Origin of the sequence: Blastococcus haudaquaticus, from assembly GCF_900230285.1 — a bacterium.
Lineage (GTDB): Bacteria > Actinomycetota > Actinomycetes > Mycobacteriales > Geodermatophilaceae > Blastococcus_B > Blastococcus_B haudaquaticus.
Genome location: NZ_OCNK01000005.1, coordinates 60,569 through 84,672, shown reverse-complemented (window position 1 = coordinate 84,672; position 24,104 = coordinate 60,569). Strand labels below are relative to the sequence as shown.

At 74.2% G+C, this 24,104-nt stretch carries 19 protein-coding genes; 18 read left to right on the top strand and 1 reads right to left on the bottom strand.

Annotation, left to right across the window (positions count from 1 at the left end):
* The first annotated feature begins 370 nt into the window (after window positions 1-370).
* From rsmH to CRP30_RS18220, 17 genes are all read left to right on the top strand, one after another.
* Window positions 371-1,363 carry a 16S rRNA (cytosine(1402)-N(4))-methyltransferase RsmH gene (gene rsmH, locus CRP30_RS18300; protein WP_097185452.1) on the top strand — a complete coding sequence of 331 codons (993 nt, stop codon included), beginning with the start codon at window positions 371-373 and terminating at the stop codon, window positions 1,361-1,363.
* Window positions 1,360-1,884, top strand: coding sequence for a cell division protein FtsL (gene ftsL / locus CRP30_RS18295; RefSeq protein WP_097185451.1), 525 nt, complete (start codon window positions 1,360-1,362; stop codon window positions 1,882-1,884). Before rsmH ends, ftsL begins: the two co-directional genes overlap by 4 nt.
* A 3-nt stretch (window positions 1,885-1,887) precedes the next feature.
* The gene (locus CRP30_RS18290; protein WP_235003529.1) at window positions 1,888-3,711 is read left to right on the top strand and encodes a peptidoglycan D,D-transpeptidase FtsI family protein; all 1,824 of its coding nucleotides are present in this window, start codon (window positions 1,888-1,890) and stop codon (window positions 3,709-3,711) included.
* Window positions 3,712-3,802: 91 nt separating this feature from the next.
* Entirely contained in the window at window positions 3,803-5,380 is a 1,578-nt protein-coding gene (locus tag CRP30_RS18285; protein ID WP_097185449.1) for a UDP-N-acetylmuramoyl-L-alanyl-D-glutamate--2,6-diaminopimelate ligase, read from the top strand.
* Complete coding sequence (locus CRP30_RS18280) at window positions 5,377-6,771, top strand: UDP-N-acetylmuramoyl-tripeptide--D-alanyl-D-alanine ligase (RefSeq protein WP_097185448.1); 1,395 nt, start codon at window positions 5,377-5,379, stop codon at window positions 6,769-6,771. Before CRP30_RS18285 ends, CRP30_RS18280 begins: the two co-directional genes overlap by 4 nt.
* Window positions 6,768-7,847 carry a phospho-N-acetylmuramoyl-pentapeptide-transferase gene (gene mraY / locus CRP30_RS18275; RefSeq protein WP_097185447.1) on the top strand — a complete coding sequence of 360 codons (1,080 nt, stop codon included), beginning with the start codon at window positions 6,768-6,770 and terminating at the stop codon, window positions 7,845-7,847. The genes CRP30_RS18280 and mraY overlap by 4 nt, the downstream gene beginning before the upstream one ends.
* A 268-nt stretch (window positions 7,848-8,115) precedes the next feature.
* Window positions 8,116-9,552 (top strand): putative lipid II flippase FtsW, encoded by a 1,437-nt coding sequence (gene ftsW, locus CRP30_RS18270; protein WP_097185664.1) that lies wholly within the window; start codon window positions 8,116-8,118, stop codon window positions 9,550-9,552.
* Window positions 9,549-10,661, top strand: coding sequence for an undecaprenyldiphospho-muramoylpentapeptide beta-N-acetylglucosaminyltransferase (gene murG, locus CRP30_RS18265; protein WP_097185446.1), 1,113 nt, complete (start codon window positions 9,549-9,551; stop codon window positions 10,659-10,661). Before ftsW ends, murG begins: the two co-directional genes overlap by 4 nt.
* Window positions 10,658-12,094, top strand: coding sequence for a UDP-N-acetylmuramate--L-alanine ligase (murC, locus tag CRP30_RS18260; RefSeq protein ID WP_097185445.1), 1,437 nt, complete (start codon window positions 10,658-10,660; stop codon window positions 12,092-12,094). The genes murG and murC overlap by 4 nt, the downstream gene beginning before the upstream one ends.
* On the top strand, window positions 12,091-12,987 hold the full coding sequence (locus CRP30_RS18255) for a cell division protein FtsQ/DivIB (protein ID WP_235003528.1): 897 nt from the start codon (window positions 12,091-12,093) through the stop codon (window positions 12,985-12,987). Before murC ends, CRP30_RS18255 begins: the two co-directional genes overlap by 4 nt.
* Window positions 12,988-13,420: 433 nt before the next feature.
* Window positions 13,421-14,719, top strand: coding sequence for a cell division protein FtsZ (gene ftsZ / locus CRP30_RS18250; protein WP_097185444.1), 1,299 nt, complete (start codon window positions 13,421-13,423; stop codon window positions 14,717-14,719).
* A 155-nt stretch (window positions 14,720-14,874) separates the two neighbouring features.
* Complete coding sequence (gene pgeF, locus CRP30_RS18245) at window positions 14,875-15,606, top strand: peptidoglycan editing factor PgeF (protein WP_097185443.1); 732 nt, start codon at window positions 14,875-14,877, stop codon at window positions 15,604-15,606.
* A gap of 88 nt (window positions 15,607-15,694) precedes the next feature.
* Window positions 15,695-16,417: a YggS family pyridoxal phosphate-dependent enzyme gene (locus CRP30_RS18240; protein WP_097185442.1), complete on the top strand. Its 723-nt coding sequence runs from the start codon at window positions 15,695-15,697 to the stop codon at window positions 16,415-16,417.
* A 94-nt stretch (window positions 16,418-16,511) separates the two neighbouring features.
* On the top strand, window positions 16,512-17,252 hold the full coding sequence (locus CRP30_RS23300) for a cell division protein SepF (RefSeq protein WP_097185441.1): 741 nt from the start codon (window positions 16,512-16,514) through the stop codon (window positions 17,250-17,252).
* A 67-nt stretch (window positions 17,253-17,319) separates the two neighbouring features.
* The gene (locus tag CRP30_RS18230; RefSeq protein WP_097185440.1) at window positions 17,320-17,619 is read left to right on the top strand and encodes a YggT family protein; all 300 of its coding nucleotides are present in this window, start codon (window positions 17,320-17,322) and stop codon (window positions 17,617-17,619) included.
* Between the two features lie 100 nt (window positions 17,620-17,719).
* Window positions 17,720-18,442 carry a DivIVA domain-containing protein gene (locus CRP30_RS18225; protein WP_097185439.1) on the top strand — a complete coding sequence of 241 codons (723 nt, stop codon included), beginning with the start codon at window positions 17,720-17,722 and terminating at the stop codon, window positions 18,440-18,442.
* 174 nt (window positions 18,443-18,616) lie between these two features.
* Window positions 18,617-19,237: a hypothetical protein gene (locus CRP30_RS18220; protein ID WP_097185438.1), complete on the top strand. Its 621-nt coding sequence runs from the start codon at window positions 18,617-18,619 to the stop codon at window positions 19,235-19,237.
* 61 nt (window positions 19,238-19,298) lie between these two features.
* On the opposite strand, the gene ileS is transcribed toward CRP30_RS18220, so the two are convergent.
* Window positions 19,299-22,460 carry an isoleucine--tRNA ligase gene (gene ileS, locus CRP30_RS18215; protein WP_200814850.1) on the bottom strand — a complete coding sequence of 1,054 codons (3,162 nt, stop codon included), beginning with the start codon at window positions 22,458-22,460 and terminating at the stop codon, window positions 19,299-19,301.
* 112 nt (window positions 22,461-22,572) lie between these two features.
* Here ileS and CRP30_RS18210 point away from each other — a divergent pair, with 112 nt between their 5' ends.
* Entirely contained in the window at window positions 22,573-24,084 is a 1,512-nt protein-coding gene (locus tag CRP30_RS18210; RefSeq protein WP_097185437.1) for a potassium/proton antiporter, read from the top strand.
* Window positions 24,085-24,104: the final 20 nt, after the last annotated feature.

Below are 24,104 nucleotides of genomic sequence, written 5' to 3'. Positions count from 1 at the left end.
GCGGCTCGACCGCCCCGGGCCCCAGCCGCCTTCCCCGCGGCTCGGTCCCGCCGTCCTCGTCAGCCGCCCGCACGCGGGTGGGCGGACCACCCCGCCCCCGCGGGACACCACCTGACGCCCTTCCCCGGCGCCAGGCGGTCCCCGCGGGGGGCGGGCGCCCGCCCCGAGAGGAACCCGGTCTCCACCCCGCCCCACTGTCTCCACTCCGCCCCACTGTCTTCACCCCGCCCCACCACCCCCAGGACCGAACACCTGGCCCACCCAGCCCCACCGCCCACCCAGCTCCACCGGAACCGCTGCGTCCCACTCCCGGGTCGGAACGCGCGGCACCATCCGGGAAGGAATCCCGGACCCTCGGAAGGCAGGAACGATGAGCAGCACGGATGCTGCGGCGCCGGAGCCCGCGCGCCCTCCCGTGCACGTGCCCGTCCTGCTCGAGCGCATCACCGAGCTCCTCGCACCCGCCTGCGCCGCCGACGGCGCCGTTCTCGTCGACGCCACGCTCGGCCTGGCCGGCCACTCGCTGGCCATGCTCGACGCCCACCCCGGCCTCCGGCTGGTCGGTCTCGACCGCGACCCCGAGGCCCGGGCCGAGGCGGCCCGCCGGATCGAGGCAGCCGGCCACACCGACCGGGTCACGCTCGTCCCGGCCGTCTTCGACGAGCTGCCCGACGTCCTCGCCCGCCTGGGCATCGACGAGGTCCAGGGCGTCCTGTTCGACCTCGGCGTCTCCTCGCTCCAGCTGGACCGGCCCGACCGCGGCTTCAGCTACTCCGCCGACGCCCCGCTGGACATGCGGATGAACCCCGAGGCCGGGCGTACCGCCGCGGAGATCGTCAACACCTACCCGCCGAAGGAGCTCGCCCGCGTCCTGCGCGTGTACGGCGAGGAGCGCTTCGCCTCCCGCATCGCCGCGGCGATCGACCGGGAGCGGGCCCGCGAGCCCTTCACCAGCACCGCGCGGCTGGCCGAGCTCGTCCGCGAGGCCATCCCGGCGGCCACCCGCCGCACCGGCGGCCACCCGGCCAAGCGCACGTTCCAGGCGCTCCGGATCGAGGTCAACGACGAGCTCGGCGTCCTCGAGCGGGCGCTGCCGGCGGCGGTCGACGCCCTCGCCGTGGGCGGCCGCGTCGTCGTCATCACCTTCCACTCCCTCGAGGACCGCATCGTCAAGCAGACGCTGGCCGCCGACGCCGTCGACCGGACCCCGCCCGAGTTCCCGATGCCGGTGCCCGAGCTGGGCCCGGTCCTCCGCCTCCTGACCCGCGGAGGCGAGGCCGCCTCCGACGAGGAGCTGGCCGCCAACCCGCGGGCCGCCTCCGCCCGTGTCCGTGCCGCCGAACGCATCCGGAGGGCCGCATGACCCGCGCCACCGCCCGAGTCCCCGTCGGCACGAGCTCCCGGAGCACCGCGCCGCGGACCGGTTCCACCCGCACGACACCCCGAACCACACCACGCACCACGCCCCGGTCCACCCCGCGGCCGGAGCTGCGCCTGGTCCCCGGTGGCCAGACCGCCCGCACGCGCCGCCGGGCGCCGCGGGCGCTGCGCCACCCGCGCGCGCCGTTCGTACTGCTGGTCGTCGCGATGCTCGTCGGGACCACACTGGGACTGCTCATCCTGAACACCGCCATCGCCGTCGGCTCGGTGGAGGCCACCCAGCTCCGCGCGGACAACGCCGTGCGCGCCCAGGAGGTGCAGCGGCTCGAGCAGCAGGTCGTCGCCGGCGGCACGCCCGCCGAGATCGCCGCCGCGGCGGTCGCCGCCGGGCTGGTCCCCGCCGGGCCGGCCGCCTACCTGGTCATCGACCCCGACGGCGGCTCGGTGCTGCGCGGCACTCCGGTGCCCGCCGAGGACCCGGCCGCTTCCGAGGACGGGGACTGACCCGTGCCGACCACTGGCGGGCCGGGCGCGGGACGCCCCGGCTCCCGTCCGGGCGCGTTCACGCCCCGCCGGGCACCTGGTAGCCGGCGCAGCGGCGTCGGGCTGTCGATGGACCAGCGGGGGCTGCGCAACCGCTGGGGCCTGGCCTTCATGATCACGCTGCTGGTCCTCGTGGTGTGCAAGCTCGCCGTCCTCCAGGGCGTGGACGGCGCCGCCTACGCGAACGCCGCCGAGCAGGACCGGCTGCGCACCTTTCCCCTGGACGCGCTCCGCGGTGCGGTCCTGGACCGGGACGGCAACCCGTTCGCCTACACCGTCGACGCCTCGAAGGTGGTCGCCGATCCCGAGGTGGTCGCCGACCCCGAGCGCACGGCCCTCGCCCTGACGACGCTGCTCGACGTCCCGGTGCCCGAGCTCACCGAGAAGCTGTCGCGGGACAGCCGCTACGTCGTCCTCGCCAACCAGGTGCCGCCCGAGACCACCGACGCCATCGACGCGCTCGAACTGCCGGGCGTCCTGAAGGAGCCCGATCCCGTCCGGCTCTACCCGGCCGGCACGGTGGGCGGCCAGGTCATCGGCTTCGTCGGCCGCGACGGCGAGGGCCTCGCCGGGATCGAGCGGACCTTCGAGGAGGAGCTCGCCGGCACGCCCGGCTCGCGGCGGGTCGAGGTGGGCAGCGGGGGATACCCGATCCCGTCGGGCATCGACGAGTCGACGCCGGCGACCGACGGCGACTCGGTGACGCTCACCCTCGACCAGGACCTGCAGTACGTGACGGAGCAGCGGCTCGCCGAGTCCTGCGCCGACGGTGCCACCACGCGCGCCTCGGCGGTCGTCCTCGACGTCCGCAGCGGTGAGGTCGTGGCCATGGGGTCCTGCCCCGGCTACGACCCCGGCAACTACTCGGAGACCGACCCCGACCTGCTCGGGAACCCGCTCGTGTCGAGCGTCTTCGAGCCCGGCTCGGTCATGAAGGCCGTCACGCTCGCAGCCGCGCTCGAGGAGGGGGTCGCCGAGCCCGGCACGGTCCTCAGCGTGAACGGCCACATCCAGGCCGGCGACCGGGTCGTCACCGACGCCCACGACCACGCCCCGGTGGACTGGACGGTGACCGGCATCCTCGCCAAGTCCAGCAACGTGGGGACGATCATGCTGGCCCGCGAGGTCGGCGACGAGAAGCTCGAGCAGTACCTGCGCGCCTTCGGCCTCGGCGACACCACGGGGATCGAGCTGCCCGGCGAGAGCGCCGGCATCCTGCAGGACTCCGAGGACTGGAGCGGGGTGCGGGCGGCCAACATCGCCATCGGCCAGGGCATCTCGGTGACCACCCTGCAGATGGCCTCGATCTACCAGGCCATCGCCAACGACGGCGTCCGCGTGCCACCGCGGATCGTCGAGGCGGTGACCGGCCCGGACGGGAAGGTCACCGAGACGCCGGAGCCCGAGGGCACCCGGGTCATCAGCTCGGAGACCGCCGACAAGATGGCCTACATGCTCGAGGCAGTCGTCGGGCCCGGTGGCACCGCGCCGCTCGGCCAGATCGAGGGCTTCCGCGTGGCCGGCAAGACCGGCACCGCGCAGCGCGCCAACCCGGACTGCAACTGCTACGAGGGCGGCGGCTACGTGACCACGTTCGTCGGCTTCGCGCCGGCGGACGACCCGCAGTACGTGGTCGCCGTCGACCTGGAGCGGCCGACCAGCGACGCCGAGGGCGGGCAGGTGGCCGCGCCGGTGTTCGCCGACATCCTCCGGTACGCCCTGACGGCCGACAGCGTCGTCCCCTCGGGCACCGCGCGGCCGGACTTCGTGCTCACCGGCACCCCCTGACCTCTGCCCACGAGCCCTGGCACGAGCCGCCGCACCGCCGCCGGGGCGAGGTGCGCGGGCGAACCGGTGTGCGCCGGTAGATTGGAGCCCCGTGACCCCGACCGCTGCCGGGTCGGCCCCCCGGCCTGCGGGGGACCGACCGCAGGCCACCCCCCTGACGCTGGCCGACCTGGCCGATCTCGTCGGCGCACCCGCCGCCGGCCGGTCCGGGGACACGCCGACGATCACCGGCGTGACCCTCGCCTCGGGCGAGGTCCGACCCGGTGACCTCTACGCGGCCCTCCCGGGGGCGCGGACGCACGGCGCCCGCTTCGCCGCCGACGCCGCCCAGCGTGGTGCGGTCGCCGTCCTCACCGACCCGACCGGCCTGGAGACGGCCCGCTCCACCGGCCTGCCCGTCTGCGTCGTCGACGACCCCAGGGCGGTCCTCGGTCTGGTGGCCGACCGCGTCCACGGCGGGCCGAGCGCCCAGCTGACCGTCCTCGGCATCACCGGCACGAACGGCAAGACCACCACCGCCTACCTGGTCGAGGCCGGCCTGGCCGCCGCCGGGCTGGGCACCGGGCTCATCGGCACGGTGCAGACGCGCACCCGGAGCCGCGCCGCCGACGGCACGCTCACCGAGACCGCCTTCCCGAGCGTCCGCACGACCCCGGAGGCGCCGGCGGTCCACGCGCTGCTCGCCACGATGGCGGCGTCCGGGGTCGCCGCCGTCGTCATGGAGGTCTCCAGCCACGCGCTGGTGCTCGGCAGGGTCGGCGGCGTGCGGTTCGCCGCCGCGGGGTTCACCAACCTGGGCCGTGACCACCTGGACTTCCACGAGACCCTCGAGGACTACTTCCAGGCCAAGGCGATGCTCTTCGACGGCCGTGCCGCCTGCGAGCTGGTCACGGTGGACGACGAGGCGGGCCGGCGCCTCGCCGGCCTGCGCCCGGACGCCGGGACCGTGTCGACCACCGGGCCGGCCGACTGGTCGGCCACCGACGTGGCGACGGCGCCCGACGGCGGCTCCACCTTCACCCTCGCCGGCCCCGGCGGGTCGTGGCCGGCGCGGCTCCGCCTGCCCGGGCGGTTCAACGTGGCCAACGCCGTGCTCGCCGTCGCGCTGCTCGACGCCGCCGGCGTCCCGGTCGAGACGGCACTGGCCGGCATCGCCACGACCGTCGTCCCCGGCCGCATGGAGCCGGTCGACGCCGGCCAGCCCTTCGTCGCCGTCGTCGACTACGCGCACACCCCGGACGCCGTCACGACGGCGCTGGAGGCGCTCCGCCGGTCGACCGAGGGCCGGCTGATCACCGTGCTGGGCTGCGGGGGCGACCGGGACCCCGGCAAGCGACCCGGGATGGGCGCGGCTGCCGCGGCCTCCAGCGACGTCCTCGTCGTCACCGACGACAACCCGCGCTCGGAGGACCCGGCCGCCATCCGCGCCGCGATGCTCGCCGGCGTGCGGGAGGTTCCCGAGGACCGGCGGGCCGAGGTCCACGAGGTCCCCGGACGACGGGACGCGCTGGCGGCGGCGGTCGCCCTCGCCCGGCCCGGCGACACCCTGCTCGTGGCGGGAAAGGGGCACGAGACCGGCCAGGAGATCGCCGGCACCGTGCACCCCTTCGACGACCGCAGCGTGCTCCGTGACGTCCTCCGCGAGGTCCTGGCAGGAGGAACGACGTGATCGGGCTGACGCTGGCCGAGGTGGCCGAGCTCACCGGTGGTGAGCTGACCGGTCCCCTCGGCGCGCCGGTGACCGGGAAGGTCACGCTGGACTCGCGCGCCGTGGGCGCCGGCGACCTGTTCGTCGCCGTGGTCGGGGAGCGGGTCGACGGGCACGACTTCCTCGGTGCCGCGGCCGCGGCCGGTGCCGTCGGCGCCCTGGCCACCCGGCCCGACGCCGCCCTGCCGACGGTGGTCGTGGACGACCCGGTCGTCGCGCTCGGCCGGCTGGCCGCCGGCGTGCACGCCCGGCTGGTCGCCGGAGGGCTCGTGACCCTCGGCATCACCGGCTCCTCGGGGAAGACCTCCACGAAGGACCTGCTGGGCCAGGTGCTCGCGGCCGCCGGCCCCACGGTGAGCCCGCCCGGCTCCTACAACAACGACATCGGGCTGCCGCTCACCGTCCTGGACGCCGACGCGTCGACCCGCTACCTCGTGCTGGAGATGGGTGCCCGCGGCCCGGGGCACATCGCCCGGCTGTGCCGCATCGCCCCGCCGCGCATCGGCGTCGTCCTGAACGTCGGCTCGGCGCACCTCGGCGAGTTCGGCAGTCCGGAGGGCACGGCGCAGGCCAAGGGTGAGCTGGTGGAGGCGCTCCCGGAAGAGGGCACCGCCGTCCTCAACGCCGACGACCCGCGCGTGCTCGGCATGGCGCCGCGAACCGTCGCCACGGTCGTGACCACCGGCCTCGGCGACGACGCCACCGTCCGCGCCACCGGCGTCACGCTGGACGACTCCGCACGGCCCCGGTTCACGCTGGTCGCGGCAGGGGAGGAGCACCCCGTCGCCCTGCAGGTGACCGGAGGCCACCAGGTCGCCAACGCACTCTCGGCCGCGGCGGCCGCGCTGGCCGCCGGGATGACCCCGGCCGACGTCGCGGCGGCGCTGTCGAACGCCACGGCCCGCAGCCGCTGGCGCATGGAGGTCGACCGCCGCGCCGACGGCGTCGTCGTGGTCAACGACGCCTACAACGCCAACCCGGAGTCCATGCGGGCGGCGCTCGCCGCGCTCACCGGACTGCCGGCCACCCGACGGATCGCCGTCCTGGGCGCCATGGGCGAGCTGGGGCCCGGCGCACCGGCCGAGCACGACCGGCTGGGCCGCGACGCGGCAGCCGCCGGCGTCGACCTGATCGTTGCGGTGGGTGCCGATGCGGTAGGCATAGCGGAAGGCGCGGTCGCCGCCGGCCGCCGCGCAGGAGAGGAGTCGGTGCACGTGCCGGACCGGGCCGCTGCCCGTGGACTGCTCTCGGAGGTGCTCCGTCCAGGAGACGTCGTCCTCGTGAAGGCCAGCCGCGCCTACGGGCTCGAGCTGCTCGCCGCCGACCTGCTGACCGACGGGGGCGAGGCATGAGGTCGGTCCTGATCGCGGCCGGGTTCAGCCTGATCCTGTCCATCCTGCTCACCCCGCTGGCCATCCGGGCGTTCCGCCGCCAGGGGCTCGGGCAGGAGATCCGGGACGACGGTCCCGAGAGCCACCTGTCCAAGAAGGGCACGCCCACCATGGGCGGCACGGTCATCGTCGGAGCGACCGTCGGCGGCTACGTGGCCGCGCACCTCTTCCTGAGCGACCAGGACAACTGGGGCTTCACCGCCACCGGCCTGATGCTGCTGTTCCTCATGGTCGGCATGGGGACCGTCGGGTTCCTGGACGACTACCTCAAGATCCGCCACCGCCGCAGCCTCGGGCTGAACAAGACCGCCAAGCTCGTCGGGCAGCTGGTGGTGGGGGTCGCGTTCGCGGTGCTCGCGATCAACTTTCCCGACAGCCGGGGGGTGACCCCGGCGTCCACCGTCGTCTCCTACGTCCGCGACATCGCCCCGTTCGCGCTGGGCTCGGTCGCCTTCGTGATCCTCGCGTACCTCTTCATCGCCGGGTTCTCCAACGCGGTGAACCTCACCGACGGTCTGGACGGCCTGGCGGCGGGCTCCTCGGCGATGGTGTTCGCCTCCTACATCTTCATCTCCTTCTGGCAGTTCACCCACGACTGCGCCACCGAGGCCATCGACGGCTGCTACACCGTCCGTGACCCGCTCGACGTCACCCTCGTCGCCGCGGCGGGGCTCGGCGCCTGTCTCGGCTTCCTGTGGTGGAACACCAGCCCCGCGCGGATCTTCATGGGCGACACCGGTTCCCTGGCCCTGGGCGGGCTGCTGTCGGGTCTGGCGATCGTCACCCGCACCGAGCTGCTCCTCGTCGTCCTCGGCGGGCTCTTCGTCGCGGTCACGCTCTCGGTGGTCATCCAGGTGGCCTTCTTCCGCGCCACGCGCCGCCGGGTGTTCCGCATGGCGCCGCTGCACCACCACTTCGAGCTGGCGGGCTGGACGGAGAACACGGTCATCGTGCGGTTCTGGCTGGTGACGGCGATGGCCGTGGCGTTCGGGATCGGCCTGTTCTACGCCGACTGGCTGAACTTCGTCGGCCTGTGACGGGTCGGTCACAGGACCGCCGATCATTGGTCCACCTGGGACGACACGCGCCCGGGATCGCCCGGCCCGGGGCGGCCAGCAGCGACGATGGCGGTATGTGGGCGGACGCGAGGGGCGGGCACCGGTGACCGCCGGCACCAGATCCGGCACCAGGTCCGGCGCCCGTCCCCGGCCGTCGGGCAACGACCGCACGGTCCGCGAGCGCGCCACCCCGACCCGTCACGAGCGCGTACCGCGCTTCCGGGGGCCGGCCTGGCTCGACGGTCCGATGACCAGCTCCCACCTGGTCCTCGGCTCGGCCGGTCTGCTCCTCGCCATCGGCCTGGTCATGGTCTTCTCCGCCTCGTCGATCGAGGCGGCGCTGGACGACCAGTCCGCCTGGGCGCCGGGCGTCCAGCAGCTCGTCTGGGCCGTCCTCGGCATCGGGGCGATGCTCGTCGCCCTGCGCCTGCCCATCGGTCTCATCCGGCGGTGGTCGCCGATCGCGCTGATCGTCGTCGCCGTCCTGCTGCTCCTCGTCCTCGTCCCGGGGATCGGGGTGAGGCTCAACGGCGCCCGTCAGTGGATCGACCTCGGCTTCACGTACTTCCAGCCCTCGGAGCTGGGCAAGCTGGTGTTCGCCCTGTGGGGTGCCCACGTGCTCGCGTTGCGCGAGCGCTACCTGACGACGTCGTCGCTGCTCGTCCCCGTCGTACCGGTCTTCGGCGTGCTCGCGCTGCTGGTGATCGCCGAGCCCGACTTCGGTGGCGTCGTCAGCCTGGGCCTGGTCCTCGTCGGGCTGCTCTGGGCGGGCGGGATGCCGCTGCGCTGGTTCGGCTGGGCGTTCCTCGCCGGGGCCGCGCTGCTGGGCGTCGTCGCGCTGCTCTCGCCGGTGCGCATGGCCCGCCTGACCTCGTTCCTCGACCCGTTCGCGGATCCGACCAACACCGGCTTCCAGGCGATCCGTGGCCTCTACGCGCTCGCGACCGGCGGCTTCTGGGGGGTGGGACTGGGCAACAGCGCGATGAAGTGGAACATCCTCCCCGAGGCGGAGTCCGACTTCATCTTCGCGATCATCGGCGAGGAGCTGGGCTTCCTGGGCTGCCTGGTCGTCATCGCGCTCTACGGCGTGCTGGCCTGGGCCGGCTTCCGCATCGCCTCCCGCTCGGCCGACCGGTTCGTGCAGCTGGCCTGCGTGGGCATCACCGTCTGGCTGATCGGCCAGGCCGCCATGAACATGGGCTACGTCGTGGGCCTGCTGCCGGTGACCGGCGTGACCTTGCCCTTGATCTCGGCAGGTGGCACCTCCCTCATCCTCACCCTGTTCATCGTCGGGCTCCTGGCGCGGTTCGCCCGCTCCGAGCCCGCCGCCATCGAGCACCAGCGCACCCAGCCGCGCGGCCGGATCGCCCGGCTCCTGCTGCCCGTGCCCACCGCGGCCGTCGAGCCGGTCCGGCCGCGGCGCCGGCCGGAGGAGCAGCGCCCCACCCGCACGGTCGGCTCCGGTGGGCGCACGCTCCTGCACACCCGGTCCCGCCCCGCCCGCGAGGTCGTCCCGCCGGCGGCGCCATCGGACCGGGACCGGGAGCGGGACAGGGAGCGCGGCCGCGGTGCCGCGGATTCCCGGGCGCGGCCGGTCCCACCACGCGACCGCCGTCCGGCCGGGAACGGGCGTCGCCAGGGCCCGACGTCCGGTGCTCCGCGCCGGCCCGGAGGCCCCCGATGAGTCGTCCCCTGAGCGTCGTCCTGGCCGGCGGGGGCACCGCCGGCCACATCGAGCCGATGCTGGCCCTGGCGGACGCCCTGCGCCGCCGGGACGGCGACCTGGTCATCACCTGCCTGGGCACCGCGCGCGGCATGGAGACCCGGCTGGTCCCGGCCCGCGGTTACGACCTGCGGCTGATCCCGCCGGTGCCCCTGCCGCGCCGGCCGACGCCCGACCTGCTGCGGGTGCCCGGACGGGTCCGGCGTGCGGTCGCCGACACGAGGAAGGTGCTCGACGAGGTGACCGCGGACGTCGTCGTCGGCTTCGGCGGCTACGTGGCGCTGCCGGCCTACCTCGCCGCGCGTCGGGCCGGTCGTGGGCGGGCGGGGATACCGATAGTCGTGCACGAGCAGAACGCGCTGCCGGGGCTGGCGAACCGCATCGGCGCCCGGCTGGCCGCCCGCGTGGCGGTCACCGTGCCCGGCACCCCGCTGCACCGCGGGGAGCACGTCGGGATGCCGTTGCGCACCGCGATCGGCACGCTCGACCGGGCGGCCCTGCGGGCGCAGGCCCGGTCGGAGTTCGGTCTGGACGCCGACCGGCCCACCCTCCTGGTCTTCGGCGGCTCGCAGGGCGCCCAGACGCTCAACCGGGCAGCGACGGCCGCGGCCGACCGGCTGGCTGACGCGGGCGTCCAGGTGCTGCACGCGCGCGGCCCCAAGAACACCCACGTGACGGTTCCGGAGCGGCCGTCGGGTACAGCTCCCTACGTGCTCGTCGACTACCTGGACCGGATGGACCTCGCCTATGCCGCGGCCGACGTCGCGCTCTGCCGGGCGGGGGCGGTGACCGTGGCGGAACTGTCCGCGGTCGGGCTGCCCGCCGCCTTCGTGCCGCTCCCCATCGGCAACGGCGAGCAGCGGCGCAACGCGCTGCCCGTCGTCGAGGCCGGTGGCGGACTGCTGGTCGAGGACGCCGAGCTCGACGACGCCTGGATCGGTGCCCACCTCCTGCCGCTGCTCACCGATCCGGCGAGGTTGGCCGCGCTGGCCGGCAACGCGGCCGCGGCAGGGGCGCGCGACGCCGACGAGCGGCTGGCGGACATCGTGCTGGAGGTGGCGGGCCGATGAGCGCCGCTGACGTGGCGAACTGGAGCGACCCGGTGCCCTCCCTCGAGGACATGGGCGCCGTGCACTTCGTGGGCATCGGCGGCGCCGGGATGAGCGGCATCGCGCGGATCCTGCTCGCCCGTGGTGTGCGCGTCTCGGGCAGCGACCGGCGCGACACCCCCACCCTCCTGGCTCTGCGGGCGCTGGGGGCCGACGTCTCGGTGGGCCACGACGCGGCCAACGTCGCCGGCGTCGACACGGTGGTGGTGTCCACCGCGATCCGCCCCGACAACCCGGAGCTGGCGGCCGCGCGGGCGGGCGGTCTGCGTGTGCTGCCGCGCGCCGTGGCGCTGGCGGCGGTCATGGCCGGACGCCGGAGCGTCGCCGTGGCCGGCACCCACGGCAAGACGTCGACGACGTCGATGCTCACCGTCGCCGTCCAGGCCTGCGGGGTCGACCCGTCCTTCGCCATCGGCGGCGACCTCAACGAGTCGGGGAGCAACGCGCACGCGGGGGAGGGCGACATCTTCGTCGCCGAGGCCGACGAGAGCGACCGCTCGTTCCTGTTGCTGGCCCCCTTCGGGGCGATCGTCACCAACGTGGAGGCCGACCACCTCGACAACTACGGCGACCTCGCCGCCGTGGAGGCCGCGTTCGACCGGTTCCTCCAGACCGTGCACCCCGAGGGCTTCGTCGCCGTCTGCGCCGACGATCCCGGGGCGGCCCGGCTGCTCACGGTGCCGTCTGCGGCGCGGGTGCGCACCTACGGGACCGGACCGGACGCCGACCTGCGGCTGACCGAGCTGCGGGTCGGGCCCGATGCCACCAGCTACACCGCCACCCTGGACGGCGTCGGGCTCGGCCGGGTCCGGATCCAGGTCCCGGGGGAGCACATGGCACTCAACAGTGCCGCCGCCCTCCTGTCGGGGCTGGAGCTCGGACTCCCCGCGGCCGAGCTGATCGACGGTCTCGGACGGTTCGGCGGGGTGCACCGTCGGTTCGAGCTGAAGGGCGTGGTCGCGGGCGTGCGCGTCTACGACGACTACGCCCACCACCCGACCGAGGTGACCGCGCAGCTCAAGGCGGCCCGGGCCGTCGCCGGTGACGGGCGCCTGGTCGTGGCGTTCCAGCCACACCTCTACAGCCGGACGCAGGAGTTCGCGGCCGGCTTCGGACAGGCCCTGGCGCTGGCGGACGAGGTCGTGGTCATGGACGTGTACGGCGCCCGCGAGGACCCGGTCCCCGGGGTCACCGGCGCGATGGTCGCCGACGCGGTGCCGCTGCCTGCCGGCCGCGTGGTGTTCGAGCCGTCGTGGTCGGCGGCAGCACCGGCGCTGGCGGCGCGGGCGCGTCCCGGCGACCTGGTGATGACCATGGGGGCCGGCGACGTGTCGATGGTCGGACCGGAGGTGCTCGAGGCGCTCCGTTCGGCTGCTGCGGGTCCGGACCGGTGAGCCGGTCGGGCACCACGACGCGGGACCGCGGCGGACGATCCCGGCGGCGGGCCGAGCGCCAGGCCGCCACGGGTGCGACCGGTGGTGCCACGCGCGCGGGCGGCGGGCGCCGGGGGCCGGAGCGGCACGGCAACCGCCGGCGGGGGAGTGCCCGCCGTCCGTCGGGGCCCGTCACCCCGCTGGCCCGCCGCCGGGCCCGCCTCCGGCCGCGGCAGCGGCGCCTGGTGCAGCTCGGTGCGCTCGTCGTCGCGGCGGCCGCGATCGCCTGGCTGCTGCTGGCCGGCCCTGTCCTCGCCGTCCGTGCCGTTCAGGTCGACGGGCTGCGCACGCTCCCGGCGGACCAGGTCCAGGAGGCGGCCGGCATCGCCTCCGGCACCCCGTTGCTCCGCGTCGACGTCGATGCCGCCGAGGCCCGGGTGGCGCGGCTGCCCCAGGTCGCCGACGTCGAGGTCACGCGCGACTGGCCCGACAGCGTCGTGATCACCGTCGTCGAGCGGGTCCCTGTCGCCGTCGTCGGAGAAGCGGGATGGCGTTCGCTGATCGACGCCGACGGTGTGCTCTTCGACATGGTCACCGGCGCCCCACCGGAGGGCGTGGTGCCGCTCGACGTCGCCGCACCCGGTCCGGACGACCCCGCCACGCTCGCGGGTGTCGCCGCGGTCGGCTCGCTGCCGGCGGCTGTGCGCGCCCAGGTGTCCGGCGCCGCGGCCACCGGCCCCGACGACATCTCACTGACCCTGACCGACGGCACGGTGGTGCGCTGGGGGGACGCGACGGAGTCCGGCGAGAAGTCGGCCGCGCTGGTGGGACTGCTCGAGCAGATCGCCGCCGGAGCCCTCGAACCGGCCACCACCATCGACGTCAGCACCCCTGACTCGGTCGTCCTCCGCTAGTCGGAGGGCTCCGCGGGCCTCGGTGTTCGCCCGGGCGGGCACGCCCCGGACGTGCCGCGGTCCCCGCCGTCGTGGTCGCCGTAGCGGACGGTGTCGTCGCGATTCCGGACCGCTCCGGGTACCGGATCCATCGACACGCCAGGGCTTGCGACACGCCCGACGCGCAACATCTCTTTCACCGGTTCCGTCCCCAGGAAGCTCCCAGGGTCTGCACCACTGCATGAGACGTTTCCGGCGCGGGTCGTCACACCTAGTGGTGCTCTTGTGACCATCGGGTCGGCTGAGTTCGGTGCGATCCGCTCCACCCGACACGCCGACCTCTGGAGGGTGTTTGTGTCGCCCTCTCGGCCGGTCCTAACTTCGTCCCTGTCGACCTAGTTGACATAACTGTAAGGCTGAACTTGAGGATGAGGGTCCAGTTGGGGAGCACCGCATGACACCTCCGCACAACTATCTAGCGGTCATCAAGGTCGTCGGTATCGGCGGCGGCGGGGTGAACGCGGTCAATCGCATGATCGAGGTCGGCCTCAAGGGGGTCGAGTTCATCGCGATCAACACCGACGCGCAGGCGCTGCTGATGAGCGACGCCGACGTCAAGCTCGACGTCGGCCGCGAGCTCACGCGCGGGCTGGGCGCCGGCGCGCAGCCGGACGTGGGCCGGCAGGCGGCCGAGGACCACCGCGAGGAGATCGAGGAGGTCCTCAAGGGGGCCGACATGGTCTTCGTGACGGCAGGCGAGGGCGGTGGCACCGGAACCGGTGGCGCGCCCGTCGTGGCCTCGATCGCGCGGAAGCTGGGTGCCCTCACCATCGGTGTGGTCACCCGCCCGTTCGCGTTCGAGGGCAAGCGCCGCGCGGTGCAGGCCGAGTCGGGCATCGAGGAGCTGCGCAACGAGTGCGACACGCTCATCGTCATCCCGAACGACCGGCTGCTACAGCTGGGCGACCGGAACGTGAGCGTCATGGACGCCTTCCGCACCGCCGACCAGGTGCTGCTGTCCGGTGTCCAGGGCATCACCGACCTGATCACGACGCCCGGCCTGATCAACCTGGACTTCGCCGACGTCAAGTCGGTCATGTCCGGCGCCGGGTCGGCGCTGATGGGCATCGGCAGCGCGCGCGGTGACAACCGCGCGCTCCTGGCCGCCGAGCAGGCGATCGCCAGCCCGCTGTTGGAGGCCTCGATGGAGGGCGCCCACGGCGTGCTGCTGTCGATCTCGGGCGGGTCCGACCTGGGCCTGTTCGAGATCAACGAGGCCGCCTCGCTGGTGTCCGACGCCGCGCACGCGGATGCCAACATCATCTTCGGTGCCGTCATCGACGACGCCCTGGGTGACGAGGTGCGGGTGACCGTGATCGCCGCCGGCTTCGACAGCGGCCGTCCCAGCCAGCGCAAGGACGCCGCGAACACCGTGGTCACCGGCGCAGCCGCTGCGGCCGCGCCGGCCGGGCTGCCGCCCTACCGTCGGCCGCTGACCCCGGCGGCGAAGCAGCCGGCGACGGAGCGGCGGGTGGTCCCGCAGACCGCCCAGGCGCCCACCTCCGGCGCCGCCCCGGCGGCCGCACCCGCTCCGGTACCGGTCGCGTCGTCGCGGCCGGCGCCGGCGGCGACCGGCGGAGGCATCACCGTGCCCCCGCTGCCGCCGATCCCCGGGCCGGTCGCAGGGCGTCGTCCGTTGTCGAACGAGGACTTCGAGGAAGAGCTGGACATCCCGGAGTTCCTGAAGGGTTGAGCCAAGGACCCCCTGCCCCCACCGTAGAAGGACCCCGTCCTCCTCACCCCTCGCACGCTCGGGGTGAGCCTCGGGACGGAGCCTCGGCGGGTCCCTGCAGGGGGCCGCTCCAGCACGTCACCTCGTAGGCCACGTCACTCCTAGACTCAGCCCACATGAGCACCTCCCCGGCCGCTCCGCCGTCGGTACGACCCCGCCGGGTCGTCACCGATCGGCGGGGCGGCCGGTCCCGTTCCCCGTACGACTCCTTCAACCTGGGTGACCACGTCGGCGACGATCCCGCGGACGTCGGCGCCAACCGGTCCCGGGTGGCCACGGAGCTCGGCGTCCCCGAGGACCGGCTGGTCTGGATGTCCCAGGTCCACGGCACCCGGGTCGCGGTGGTCGACGGCCCGCAGGACGGCGCGGTGGCCGGGACCGACGCCCTGGTGACCGCCACCCCCGGCCTGGTGCTCTGCGTCCTCGTGGCCGACTGCGTGCCGGTACTCCTCGCCGACCACCGGACCGGTGTGGTGGCCGCCGTGCACGCCGGCCGCGAGGGAGTGCGGCAGGGCGTCGTCCCCGCCACCCTGTCCGCCATGGCGAGCCTGGGGGCGAAGGCACGGCACGTGACCGCGTTGCTCGGCCCCGCGGTGTGTGGCGAGTGCTACGAGGTGCCGGCCCAGATGCAGGCCGACGTCGCCCGCGTCGCGCCGTCCGCGGCGGTGCGCACCCGCCAGGGCACCCCCGGCCTGGACCTGCGGGCCGGCGTCGCCGAGATCCTGCGCCGCGCCGGGATCCCCGAGGTGGTCCAGGACCCGCGCTGCACCGTCGAGGACCCGCAGCTGTTCTCCCACCGGCGCGACGGCGTGACGGGGCGGCAGGCCGGCATCGTCTGGCTCGACTGAAGGAGGCCGCCCACGCCGCGCGACCTCGGCGCGGGCCCCTGGAGGGCAGCCGTTCCAGCACCTCACCGCGCGGGGCAGGATCACCGATATGCCCGGTCTCGAGGAGAACGTCCGCGCGGTGCGGGCGCGCATCGATGCCGCGGCCCGCGATGCGGGGCGCGACCCCGCATCGGTGGCTCTCCTGGCGGTGAGCAAGACGTGGCCGGCGGCCGACGTGGCTGCGCTGGCCGCGCTGGGGCAGCGGGACTTCGGTGAGAACCGCGCCCAGGAACTGCTGACCAAGGCGGCCGAGGTCGGCGGCCTCGACGTGCGCTGGCACTTCGTCGGCCAACTGCAGCGCAACAAGGCGGCCGCCGTGGCCCGGCTCGGGGCCGTCGTGCACACCGTGGACCGCGAGTCGCTGGCCCGCGCGCTCGATCGCGCGGGGGAGCAGGCCGGCCGTCCGGTCGACGTGTTCGTGCAGGTCGACCTGGGGGGAGCGGCCGGCGAGCTCGCCGCCCGCGGCGGCGCGGTGCCGGCCGACGTCCCGGCCCTGGCCGACCTCGTGGCGGCGTCGTCGGGTCTGCGGCTGCGCGGACTCATGGCCGTCGCCCCGCGGGGGGAGGACCCCCACCCCGCCTTCGACCGGCTGGCGGCCCTCGCCGCCCGGGTGCGGAGCGACCATCCGGAGGCTGTGGAGCTGTCCGCCGGCATGAGCGGGGACCTCGAGGCGGCGATCGCGGCCGGTGCGACGGTCGTGCGTGTCGGAACCGCGATCTTCGGCGACCGGCCCCTACCCTGCGACGGAGATCAGATCTCACCAGCCACATGAGTCACACCGGTCACCCGGTCCCCGGAAGCCCCGTGGGACCGAGGAGGCCGGGTCGGCAGGCAACGCGCAGGACGCCAGCAGAGGGGGAGGTCCGATGGCTGGAGCCATGCGGAGGATGGGTATCTACCTGGGGCTCGTCGAGGACGACGACGCCCGCGGCTACGGCCGGTACGACACCCGTCAGTCCGAGCACCCGGAGCACGACCGCCGGTACGGCGGTCGCTACGCCGACGACCGGTACGACGACCGCTACGACGACGAGTACGCCGGCAGCGGGTACGTCGACGATGACCTCGAGGACGAGGTCCCCGCGGCCCGCGAGCCCGAGGCCCTGCCCGTGCGCCGTGAGCGCGCCGTGCGCCCGATCGGCCTCGCGCCGGCGGGCGCCGGGGCGGGTCCCTCGCGCGTCGGCGCCATGAGCGGGTCGGCGATGGGCGGGTCCGCGATCGGTGGATCGGCCATGGGCAGCGGCCCGGTCGGCGCGACGGCGGCCAAGCTGGCGGTCCGCGAGCCGGTCGCCGTGGTCGCCGAGCCGGCCCCCGCGCCGGCGCCGCAGCCCTACCGGATCACGACGCTCCACCCGCGCACCTACAACGAGGCGCGCACCATCGGTGAGCGTTTCCGCGACGGGATGCCCGTGATCATGAACCTCAGCGAGATGGACGACGCCGACGCCAAGCGTCTCGTCGACTTCGCTGCCGGTCTGTCGTTCGGGCTTCGCGGTAGTATCGAGCGCGTCACGGCGAAGGTCTTCCTGCTCAGTCCGCAGAACGTCGACGTGACGGCCGAGGACAAGGCCCGGATCCGCGAAGGCGGGTTCTTCAACCAGTCCTAGGCATGCGTGAGGGGAGCTCGCGCGTCTGTGGCAACGGCACGCGCAGTGCCCCGAACGAACGAGGACCGTGGCTCTTCTCTGGCAGATCGTCTCGTCGGTGCTGCTCGTCTTCCTCGTCCTGCTCTTCGCGCGGTTCGTCGTCGACTGGGTGATGGTGCTGGCGCGCAGCTGGCGCCCCTCCGGTCTCGTCGCCGCCGGGCTCGAGGTCGTGTACACGACGACCGACCCTCCGCTGAAGGCGGTGCGCAAGGTCATCCCACCCTTGAACCTGGGGTCCATCCGACTGGACCTCGGGTTTATGGTGCTGTTGATCGCCGTGTTGATCCTTCGTGGCCTCACGACCTCACTCGCCGCTGCTGCCGCGTGATCCCTGATCCCACCCGGGGCAGGGCCGTGGAACGGGCGACGCACGCTGCCGCTCGCCCGAGAACGTCCCTGTTCCCGCCGTCCGACCCGAGGTGACCCCGATGCCACTCACGCCTGCCGACGTGCACAACGTCGTCTTCAAGAAGCCGCCCATCGGCAAACGGGGCTACGACGAGGACGAGGTCGACGCCTTCCTCGACGTCGTGGAAGCCGAGCTCGCCCGCCTCATCGAGGAGAACAACGAGCTCCGGGCCGGGAACGGCCGCAGTGCCGCCCGCATGGAGGAGGCCCCTGCGCCGGCTCCGGTGGCGGCCCCCGCGCCTCCGCCGCCGGTCCAGCAGCCGCGCGAGGACGACAGCGCGCGCGCCTCCCGCATGCTGGCGCTCGCCACGGAGACGGCCGACCGGTACGTCAACGAGGCCAAGACGCAGGCCGAGCAGATGCTCACCGGCGCCAAGACCAACAGCGAGCGGCTCATGACCGATGCGCGCGCCAAGAGCGAGCAGATGGTCACCGAGGCCAAGCACCGTGCCGAGTCCATGGTCGGCGACGCGCGCACGCGTGCGGAGACCATGGAGCGCGAGGCCCGCGCCAAGGCCGCCGCCCTCGACCAGGACGCCGAGCGTCGCCACGTCGAGGTGATGGGCAGCCTCGAGGAGAAGCGCAGCAGCCTGGAGCGCAAGATCGAGGAGCTCCGCACCTTCGAGCGCGAGTACCGCACCCGGCTGCGGTCCTACCTCGAGTCCCACCTGCGCGACCTCGACAGCCGGGGCTCGGCGGAGCCGGCCGCTGCCAACCGGCAGAACCAGCACGCGCCGGCGTAAGCACGGACTCCTGCTCCGCACCGCTCCCTCACCGGGGCGCGGTCGGCGGGCGGGCATCGCGACAGGGCCCCCGGACACCCGTCCGGGGGCCCTGTCGCGTGCTTCGGCCTGCTGCGGGCGCCCGCGCCGAGCCTGCGAGGTGTGGGGAGGAGCGGGTCCTTCTAGAGTCGCAGCGTGATCTTGGCTGCCGGCCTGTTGGTGCTCCTGGGCCTGGGACTCTTCGTTGCGGGCGTCCTCACCGGCGTGACCGCCCTCTACTGGGGCTGCGTGGCCGTGTGCGTCGTGGCCGCGGTGCTGCTGTTCGTCGCCCGCAAGCGGCTGGCCGCGCCGACCGCCGCGGACGCCCGGACGACCGCGGCGACCGCGCGGACGGAGAAGCCCGTCAGCACCGCCGACGAGCGGCCGGGGTCCACCCCGGAGCAGGCGCCCGGTGCTCCCGCGGAGCCCGCCGCGGCAGGGACCGCGACCCCTGCTGAAGGCGTGACGCAGGCGGCGGCCGGGGCCACCGCCGCCTCCGTGGCACAGGCCCCGGGCGTCGCCGGGGAGCTGCCGGACCCGCCGGTGGAGGAGGTCGAGGTGACCGACCTGCTGATCGTGGTCGACCTCAAGGACGAGGTCCTCGTCATCGACGAGCACCCGCGGTACCACCTGCCCGGGTGCGTCCACCTCGGCGGGCACACCCCGATCCCGCTGCCCCTGGACGAGGCGCGGACCGACGGGTTCACCCCGTGCGCGGCCTGCGCTCCCGACCGCAACCTCGCCCAGCGCGCCCGGGACCGGAGAGTCGCCGGGTAGGGCACCACCCTCCAGGGCACCGCCGCGCGCGAGCGAGGGGGTGGGGAGGCCGGGGTCCCTCTCAGGCGCGGGCGACCCAAAAGCGCAGACCCTCCGGCCCCTCGAAGCCGTCGCCGGCGCCGGCCACCCCCACGTGCACCGTCGCGGCCAGCACCTCGCCCGCGACCTGGTCGCCGTGCTCGGTGAGCGCCTGCGCGATGGCTCCCTCGGCCGTCCACGACAGCTCGATCCGGTCGCTGACCTCCAGGCCGCTGGACTTGCGCGCCTCCTGGATCACGCGGACCACCTCGCGGACGAGCCCGGCCCGCTCCAGCTCGGGGGTCAGCGCGAGGTCGAGGGCCACGGTGAGCCCACCGCCGCTGGCCACCGTCCAGCCCTCCCGGGGCGTCTCGGTGACGATCAGGTCGCCCGCCTCGAGCGGCACCGGAGCCCCGTCGACGTCGACCGTCGCCGTCCCCGCCCGGTAGGCGGCGGTGAGCTCGGCGGCGTCGGCGGCCGCCACTGCCTTCGCGACTGCCTGCACCTGCTTGCCGAGCCGGCGGCCCACGGCCCGGAAGTCCACTTTGAGGCTCACGTCGACCAGCTCGCCGACCGCGGACAGCTCCACGAGCTCGGCCACGTTGAGCTCGTCGGCGACCTCCGCGACGAGGTCGCGCGGCAGGTCCGCCCAACCGGGCGCCGCGACGACGGCGCGGGCCAGGGGCTGGCGGGTGCGCACCTTCGCCGACGTCCGGGCCGAGCGGCCCAGCTCCACGAGGCGCCGGACGAGATCGACCTGACCGACCAGGGCGTCGTCCCGGGCGGCCTCGTCGACCACCGGCCACGAGGCGAGGTGCACGGAGTCCGGCGCGTCCGGCTCCAGGGCGGGGAGCACCGCGCGCGTCCACACCTCGTCGGTGACGAACGGGGTGAACGGGGCCATGAGGCGCGTCAGCCCGTCGAGGACCTCGTGCAGCGTGCCCAGCGCCGCGGCGTCGCCCTCCCAGAAACGGCGCCGGGAGCGACGCACGTACCAGTTGGACAGGTCGTCGACGAACTCGGCGAGCAGCCGGCCGGCACCCTGGGTGTCGAAGTCCTCCAGCGCAGCGGTGACGCCGTCGGTGACGGCGGCCAGCTGGGCCAGCGCCCAGCGGTCCAGGAGTGGACGGTCGGCCGCCGGGGGCGCCGGTGACACGGCCGGGTCCCATCCGTTGGCCGAGGCGTACAGGGTGAAGAAGCTGGCGGTGTTCCAGTAGGTGAGCAGCACCTTCCGGACGACCTCGGACAGCGTCTCGTGGCCGACCCGGCGCGCCGACCACGGCGAGCCACCGGCGAGCATGAACCAGCGGACGGCGTCGGCGCCGTGCCGGTCCATGAGCGGGATGGGCTCCAGGATGTTGCCCAGGTGCTTGCTCATCTTGCGGCCGTCCTCGGCGAGGATGTGCCCCAGGACCAGCACGTTCTCGTAGGAGCTCTTCTCGAACACCAGCGTGCCGATCGCCATGAGCGTGTAGAACCAGCCGCGCGTCTGGTCGATCGCCTCCGCGATGAACTGCGCGGGGTAGGACGCCCGGAACTCCGCCTCGTTCCGGTGCGGGGCACCCCACTGGGCGAACGGCATCGAGCCCGAGTCGTACCAGGCGTCGATGACCTGGCGGACCCGCCGGTAGGTGCCCTCCTCGCCGGGCAGGGTGAAGGTGACGTCGTCGATGAACGGCCGGTGCGGGTCGAGGTCGGAGAGGTCCCGGCCGGTCAGCTCGGACAGCTCGGCCAGCGACCCGACGGCGACGAGCCGGGCCGGGTCGGCGTCGTTGCGCCAGATGGGCAGCGGCGTGCCCCAGTACCGGTCGCGGGAGAGCGCCCAGTCGATGTTGTTGTTCAGCCAGTCGCCGTAGCGGCCGGTCTTGATGCTCTCGGGGTACCAGTTGGTCTTCTCGTTCTCGGCGAGCAGCTGGTCCTTGATCTGGCTGGTGCGGATGTACCAGGACGGCTGCGCGTAGTACATGAGCGGCGTGTGGCAGCGCCAGCAGTGCGGATAGCTGTGCTCGTAGCGCAGCTCGCGGAACAGCACCCCGCGGTTCTGCAGGTCCTGCACGAGGGCGGCGTCGGCGGCCTTGAAGAAGTGCCCGCCGACCAGTGGGACGTCGGCGAGGAAGTGCCCGGTGGGGTCGATCGGGTTCACGACCGGCAGGCCGTACCCTCGGCACACGGCGAAGTCCTCGGCGCCGAAGGCGGGGGACTGGTGCACCAGCCCGGTGCCGTCGTCGGTGGTCACGTAGTCGGCCAGGACGACGAAGTGGGACCCCTGCTCGGGGAGGTCCGCCTCGGGGAAGGCGACCAGCTCGAACGGCCGCTGGTAGTGGACGAACTCCCAGTCCCGCCCGGCCGTGCGGGCGAGGATCTCGGCGTCCTCGCCGAGCACCGCGGCCAGCAACGGCTCGGCGACGACGAACGTGCCCGCGTCCGTCCGGGCCACCACGTAGGTGACGTCCGGGTGCACCGCGACGGCGGTGTTGGACGGCAGGGTCCACGGCGTCGTCGTCCAGATCAGCAGGTCGGCCTTGCCGGCCCACTCGCCGCTGGTGACGGGCAGCCGGACGTACACGGAGGGGTCGGTGAGGGTCTCGTAGCCCTGGGCGACCTCGTGGTCGGACAGACCGGTCCCGCACCGCGGGCAGTAGGGGGCCACGCGGTGGTCCTCGACCAGCAGCCCCTTCTCGAAGACCTGCTTGAGCGACCACCAGACGCTCTCGATGTAGGCCGGGTCCATCGTCCAGTAGGCGGTGGACATGTCGACCCAGTAGCCCATCCGGCGGGTCAGCTCGGAGAACGAGTCGACGTGCCGCTCCACCGACTCCCGGCACCGGGCGTTGAACTCCGCGATGCCGTAGCGCTCGATGTCGGGCTTGCCGGCGAAGCCCAGCTCCTGCTCGACGGCGATCTCGACCGGGAGGCCGTGGCAGTCCCAGCCCGCGCGCCGGGGCACGTGCCAGCCCTGCATGGTCTTGAACCGGGGGAAGACGTCCTTGAACGCCCGCGCCTCGATGTGGTGGGTACCCGGTCGGCCGTTCGCGGTGGGCGGCCCCTCGTAGAAGTTCCACTGGGGCCTGCCGGCCGAGGCCTCCAGGGACCGGGCGAAGACCTTGCCGTCCTCCCAGCGCCGCAGGATCTGCTGCTCGACATCCGGCAGGTCGACCTGCGGGGGCAGCGCGGTGAAGGGTCCGGCGGACGAGGGAGAGCTCACGTGCTCATTCTCCCCGACCCGCCAAACGGGTTGCGCGCGCGTCCGGATCCGCGCGCCGTCGGAAGGAGGCCCTCAGCCGCGTACGGGAGACTGCCCCCATGGACGGGGCCCGGTGAACGACACGGTCACCGTCGCGCTGGCCGTCGGCGCGCTGGTCGTCCTGGTGGCCGCGGTCGCCCTCCGGCTGGCCGACCGGCTCGGCCTCCCGAGCCTGCTCCTCTACCTGGCCTTCGGGATCGCCATGGGCGAGAGCGGCCTCGGCGTCCAGTTCGAGAACTACGAGCTCACGCAGACACTGGGGTACGCCGCACTCGTCGTCATCCTCGCCGAGGGCGGGCTGACCACCCGATGGGCGGACGTCCGCAGGGCGATCGGCCCGGGCATCGCGCTGTCCACCGTCGGCGTCGCCGTGAGCGTCGGCGTGACGGCCGCCGTCGGCGTGCTCCTCCTCGGTTTCGGCTGGGGCTTCGCCCTGCTGCTGGCGGCGGTCATCAGTTCCACGGACGCTGCCGCCGTCTTCGCCACGCTGCGGCGACTGCCCCTGCCGCGCCGGGTGGCGGCGTCCCTCGAGGCCGAGAGCGGCCTCAACGACGCTCCGGTCATCCTGCTCGTGACGGTGCTCGCCGAGTCACTGACGGGGGAGGCGACCGGGCCCTGGTGGCTCGTCGGCGTGGTGGTGGTCGCGGAGCTCGCCGGAGGCGCGGTCGTCGGCATCGGGATCGGGTTCGCCGGCGCCGCGCTGCTCCGCCGCGTGGCACTTCCCGTGGCCGGCTTCTACCCGCTGGCCACGCTGGCGCTCTGCGTCCTCGCGTACTCGTCGGCCACGCTGGCCCACACGTCGGGCTTCGTCGCGGTCTACCTCTGCGGTGTGGTGCTCGGCAACGTGGCCGTGCCGCACCGCACCGCCAGCATCGGCTTCGCCGAGGGCATGGCCTCGCTCGCGCAGATCGGCCTGTTCGTCCTGCTCGGCCTCCTGGTGTCGCCCGACCGGCTGCCGGAGGTGGTGGGACCGGCGCTCGTCGTGGGCGGCGCGCTGCTGCTGCTCGCCCGTCCGCTGTCGGTGGTGGCGAGCCTGGTGTGGTTCCGCTTCCCGTGGGCCCAGCAGGCGTTCATCTCGTGGGCCGGCCTGCGCGGGGCGGTGCCGATCGTCGCGGCGATCATCCCGCTCACCGCCCAGGTCCCCGGGGCGACGACCGTCTTCGACACCGTGTTCGTGCTGGTGGTCGTCTTCACCGTGGTCCAGGGCTGGTCGCTGCCCCTGGTGGCGCGACGACTGCGGATCGCCACGCCGATCACGCCCCGCGACGTGCAGGTGGAAGCGGCGCCCCTGGGCGAGCTCGACGCGGACCTGATGCAGCTGACCGTCTCCCCGGGGTCGCGGCTGCACGGGGTGTACCTGCCCGAGCTGCGGCTGCCCGAGGACGCCGCCGTCGTGCTGATCGTCCGCGACGGGCGGTCGTTCGTGCCGGACGAGACGACCCGGCTCATGCGCGGGGACCAGGCGCTGCTGGTGTCGGCGCGCCGGTCCCGGCCCGAGGCCGAGCGACGGCTGCGGGCGGTCAGCCGCGCGGGCCGGCTGGCCAGCTGGCGCGGCGAGCAGGGCCGGGTGACCGAGCTCGACTGAGGAAGGACCACCCTTCCCCC